6 protein-coding genes are annotated in these 4,763 nt (G+C 56.0%); 2 read left to right on the top strand and 4 right to left on the bottom strand.

The window, feature by feature from the left end; genetic code table 11:
- A partial coding sequence (locus C0623_07380; GenBank protein ID PLY00366.1) for a hypothetical protein occupies window positions 1-220 on the bottom strand: 220 nt, incomplete at its 3' end.
- Between the two features lie 101 nt (window positions 221-321).
- Here C0623_07380 and C0623_07375 point away from each other — a divergent pair.
- Complete coding sequence (locus tag C0623_07375; protein ID PLY00365.1) at window positions 322-501, top strand: hypothetical protein; 180 nt, start codon at window positions 322-324, stop codon at window positions 499-501.
- Window positions 502-604: 103 nt separating this feature from the next.
- Here the strand turns inward: C0623_07375 and C0623_07370 are convergent, their stop codons facing one another.
- Together C0623_07370 and C0623_07365 are read right to left on the bottom strand one after the other, a co-directional pair.
- Window positions 605-1,504, bottom strand: coding sequence for an EamA family transporter (locus tag C0623_07370; protein ID PLY00364.1), 900 nt, complete (start codon window positions 1,502-1,504; stop codon window positions 605-607).
- A gap of 578 nt (window positions 1,505-2,082) precedes the next feature.
- Window positions 2,083-3,087: a lytic murein transglycosylase gene (locus C0623_07365; protein PLY00363.1), complete on the bottom strand. Its 1,005-nt coding sequence runs from the start codon at window positions 3,085-3,087 to the stop codon at window positions 2,083-2,085.
- Between the two features lie 191 nt (window positions 3,088-3,278).
- Between C0623_07365 and C0623_07360 the strand changes: the two genes are divergently transcribed.
- Window positions 3,279-4,157 (top strand): homocysteine S-methyltransferase, encoded by an 879-nt coding sequence (locus tag C0623_07360; protein ID PLY00362.1) that lies wholly within the window; start codon window positions 3,279-3,281, stop codon window positions 4,155-4,157.
- Between the two features lie 71 nt (window positions 4,158-4,228).
- On the opposite strand, the gene C0623_07355 is transcribed toward C0623_07360, so the two are convergent.
- Window positions 4,229-4,763: ferritin (locus tag C0623_07355; GenBank protein ID PLY00361.1), on the bottom strand; the 535-nt coding region annotated here is incomplete at its 5' end.

Here is a 4,763-nt window from a genome sequence, read left to right as displayed (position 1 = left end):
TCAGAATCAGAATCAGAATCAGAATCAGAATCAGAATCAGAATCAGAATCAGAATCAGAATCAGAATCAGAATCAAAACCAGTATCAGCACCAGTACAAGAAGCAGCAGGGTGATCTTCAACTCCAGGACAGAGACCGGGACAGAGACCGGGATCGAGATCGGGATCAGGACGGGAGCGACCAGGATCAGGACCGCGATCGAGACCGAGACCGAATTCATACCGATGACGAACAGACAGTTGAGCAGGGAACGAGTGACTAACTATTTAACTTGTGCCGCGATAAAACATTTTTAGCAGGGTTTAGAGAAAGGAGCCGATCATGTATAGCCAGACAGGAAATAAATATGCGAGGCATTTTCATCACTGGCGCAACCATGAGAAAATCGAAGAACTTGAACAAATCCTCGACAGTGATTTTTCAAGATACATTGACCCGGGTATGACTGAGAATATAAAGAGCCTGATCAGGATGGACAGGAAACACCAGCCGCCATCCTAGGCAGCAGACGCCTCCCCGCAACATCCAGCCAACGGGAACGGCAGCGTTCCTGTGCTGTCATCGTCTGCAGGTTCAAACTTTACTGTACCTGCCCTCTTCCATCTCAGGGCGATGACTTCAACCAGAAAAACGGCCGCGGTGCATTGGCCAGGTAGGCGCCGCTGACCACCAGAAAACCACCGACAAGCAGTGAGAGACTGAGCTCTTCACCAAGAATCAGGGTCGCAAGCAGCACGCCGTTGACCGGGACGAAGTTGATGAACACCGCGGCCCGCGACGGACCGATCGTCTGGATTCCCTGGAAATACCAGAAAAAACCGATGACGGTGCCGAACAGTCCGAGGTAGGCGATGTTGAGCCAGTCGAGCCAGGCAAACGTCCACATCTCGTTGAAGCTGCCGTAGTATGCCGCCGGCAGGAGCAGGAACAGGGTGCCGACAATCGCCGACCAGCAGACCGCCGCCAGCGGCGACAAGCCGCGCATCGCCGTCTTGCCGATGATCGAGTAGAGGGTCCAGGAGGCGACACAGCCGACGATCAGCAGTTCGCCCGTACCGATGCCGCCGGAGAAGATCAGGGTCGGCTGGCCCCGGGTAATGACCACTACTGCCCCGAACACCGACAGCGGAATACCGATCAAGCGGCTCAGCGGCAGCGGCTCACGATAGATCAGCGCCGAGCAGAGGGAGATCGACACCGGGTTGAGGGCGATGATCAGCGCCGCCCGGCTCGCCTTGATATAGGCCAGGCCGTTGAAGAAGAAGAGATTATAAGCGAGGATGCCGGTCAGGCCGAGACCGGCAACGGCAAGAGCCTGCTGCCGGTTGAGTTTGGGCAGGCACCCTTCGGCCTTGATCAGCATCAGCAAAAGAAACAGCGAAGCGATGGCAAAGCGGAAAAATGCCGCCGAGACCGGGTGGGCGGTGCCGGCGAGCATGCGGGCAGCGACAAAGGTGCCGCCCCAGAAGAAAGCGGCGGCAAAGAGTTTGAGGTAGGTTTTCAAGGGATGTCTCGACTCACGCAAGGAATTGTTATCAGTTTAAAGTATCCTGTGTCATTGTATCGCAATAATTCCTGTCATCCCCGACCCTGATCGGGGACCCAATATAATCGATAGTCTGATTCAACAAAGAGACGGAGAGCAGCAGAGATTGGAGAGGTGAGCAAAACCTTCATGCCAAAATTGGTTCAGTTGGTTAATCTTTATGCCCTGAATAAAGGTCTCTCCCACTCTCCGCCTCTCCGTTAATATGCTTTAGATTTTATCAGCGACCATCTGCGTCCATTCGCGGCTAATTAAGCCTTTGACTTAACAGCCAAGCACAATCGGTTTAGCCGCTATCAGAATCCATGAAAATCTGTTTAATGCAATACATCTGCTTTTTGGTTTTAAACTATAGAACTTGATAGATTTTCATCGCGGCTAATAGCTGTTTTGGTTCCTTCGTAAACTTGGCGTTCCAGGGACAGCCCCCTGTGGGGACAGTCCCTGGTGTCACCCTCTGCGACCTTTGCGCCTTTGCGGTAAAAAGACTTTGAATTTGCTTTAACTTCACTCCCTACCCGTCACCCATCACAGCCTTAAAATCTGTCCGCCAGGGTGCCGACGGTCACGGCAAAGGAATTCGATTTGTTCCAACGGCGCAGCGCCTTGAAATTGGCGTAGACCAGGTAGGCCGGTCCGGCGGGACCATCGGGGATGATCAGGGCCGATTGCAGGTTACGCTGCGGCAGCGCCGCGCCGTTGCTGCGCCGCACCCCGAGTTCCTGCCAGCGACTCAACGGCCGCCGTTTTTTCAGGCCGCTCAGCGACTTATCGAAATGATCCGGCAGTTGAACCGGCCGGCCCCAGGTCTGGTCGTACTTCCAGCGCGCCATTTTCAAGTAGTTGGCGGCCGAAGCCAGGGCATCGGGGACCGAACTCCAGATATCGATGCGGCCGTCGCCGTCGCCATCAACGGCGTAATGGGTGTACGAGGTCGGCATGAACTGGAACGGCCCCATCGCCCCGGCCCAGGAGCCTTTCAGCTCGTCCAGGGTCACATGCCCGGCATCGAGGATTTTCAGCGCCTCGATCAATTCCTTGCGGAAGTAATGGGTGCGCCGTTTTTTGTAGGCCAGGGTCGCCAGCGACTGGATCACCGGCCGCTGCCCTGCGGCACGGCCGTAACTGCTCTCGATCCCCCACAGCGCCACGAGAAAGCGTTTCTGCACCCGGTACTGTTTCTCGATCCGCTCGAGCACGGTCGCGTAGCGCCGCATCATCACCCGCCCTTCGTCAAGGCGGAGCGGCGTCACCCGGTTGCGCACGTAATCCTGCAGGGTCGCCTTTCTCTCCGGCTGTTTATGGTAGCTCTCGATGACCTTCGGCTCCGGGGCTTCAAGCGTGGCCAGGGCCGTATTCAAGGTCTTTGTCGAAACGCCGGCGTTCAGAGCATCCTTGCGGAGCAGTTCGAGCCAGGATGAAAAATCACCGGTGGGCTGATTGGCCAAGGTATTTTGTGAAAGCAGAAGCAACAGGGAGCTTAGCAGGAAAAGCGATCGGCTTAATTTCTTCAGGGATAAACTATATGGGAGGGACAACATCTGGTTCTGGTTCCGTTCATATTCGGCGAAGCGCGTTACCGTTCCGGGGAAATCTTTATCGACGTCATATTATCAAGATCGTTCCTGGAATTTGCAAACAAAATCAACCGATCGATGGCCGCGCCCTGACCATAAAACAATATTGAGGCTTTCGGGTGAACAGACCGGCAAAGTTTGCTAAGATTGAGACTATGAATCCAACACTTCTCGATGGTGGCCTCGGCCAGGAGCTGACAGCCCGTTCCGGGAAACGGCCAACCGGCCTCTGGTCGGCCCAGGTGCAGGTCGATTCTCCCGATCTCGTGCAGCAGGTGCATCGCGACTACTTCCGCGCCGGCGCCGATGTTGCCACCACCAACAGTTATGCCATCCACCGCGATCGCCTGGTCCGGTACGGACTCGAAGCACAGTTCGCTGATCTGCATCGCCAGGCCTGCCAGCTTGCCGTCGCCGCCCGTGATGAACACGGTCATGGCCTGGTGGCCGGTTCCCTGGGGCCGATTGGTGGATCCTATCGCCCTGACAGTGCCCCGCCGCCTGAGCAGGCGGCCGAGATTTATGCCGAGATTGCCCGGCTGCAGGAACCGTACGTCGATGCCATCCTCTGCGAGTCGATGGCCTCGGTCGACCAGGCACGCGGCGCCGTTATGGGGGCGACTTCTGTCAGCAAACCGGTCTGGCTGGCGGTGACGGTTGATGATGCCGATGGCACCCGGCTGCGCTCGGGAGAACCGGTGGTCAATGTGTTGCCGTTATTGGACGAATTCAAAATCGAAGCGCTGCTGGTCAATTGTTCGGTGCCGGAAGCGGTCGACCAGGCGATGCCGCTCCTGGTCACGATTGACCGACCGGTTGGCGCTTATGCGAATGGATTTGTCAAAATCAACGAAGATTTCCTGGTCGAAGACGCAGCGGTCGACGTCCTGCATAAGCGGTCGAATCTCGGTCCGGCGACCTACGCCGATTTCGTCGATGGCTGGGTGCAACAAGGGGCAGTGATCGTTGGCGGGTGTTGCGAGGTCGGGCCTGAGCATATCCGTGAACTCGCCCGGCGGCTGAAAGGAAGTTAAAGGGGTCAGGTCTCAACTTCTGACAAACGAACGCTAGCATGTCAAATGTTGAGATCTGAACCCTCGCCCGCTTACTTGTCGAGGTCGCGTCCGTACTGGCGGAATTCACCGAGATTGCTGAACTCTCCCCACTCGAGGTTTTCGTTCGGGGCATTGACGAAATTATAGAGGTTCTCGAGGATGGTGAAGTGACCATGCTCCTCTTCGGCGATTTGCAGCAGCAGTTTCTTCACTTGCTCGTCCTTCTCCCTGGCGGCGGCATCTTCATAGAAGCGGAAGCTGTCGGCCTCCAGTTTCATCGCGTGTTGATAGGCTTCGAGGGTCGATCCGGGCTGGCTCGCGGCCGCAGCGTTCGCCGTGAGTTCCTTGAAGATATTTTTCGCCCGCGCCACTGTTTTACTCTCGGCTTTCAATGCGGCCGGGTTGCCTTCCTTGAGGGAACGGAACAGGTTAAAGTGTTTCTGCTCGTCTTCGGCCAGGCTGTTAAAGATGGTCTTCAGGCCTGGTTGCGATGAGGTTCTGGCAAGGTCCGAGTAATACTCGTAACCGCTGTCTTCCATTTCCATGGCAAAATCAAAAACGTTCATATCATCTCCGTAAGGTGGT

This window comes from Desulfuromonas sp., from assembly GCA_002869615.1.
Lineage (GTDB): Bacteria > Desulfobacterota > Desulfuromonadia > Desulfuromonadales > UBA2294 > BM707.
This window is presented reverse-complemented; position numbering and strand designations above follow the sequence as displayed.

Excerpts from the sequence above, each read along its gene's own strand:
- C0623_07375 (PLY00365.1), top strand. The coding sequence starts at position 322 with ATGTATAGCCAGACAGGAAATAAATATGCGAGGCATTTTCATCACTGG.
- C0623_07365 (PLY00363.1), bottom strand. The coding sequence starts at position 3,087 with ATGTTGTCCCTCCCATATAGTTTATCCCTGAAGAAATTAAGCCGATCG.
- C0623_07360 (PLY00362.1), top strand. The coding sequence starts at position 3,279 with ATGAATCCAACACTTCTCGATGGTGGCCTCGGCCAGGAGCTGACAGCC.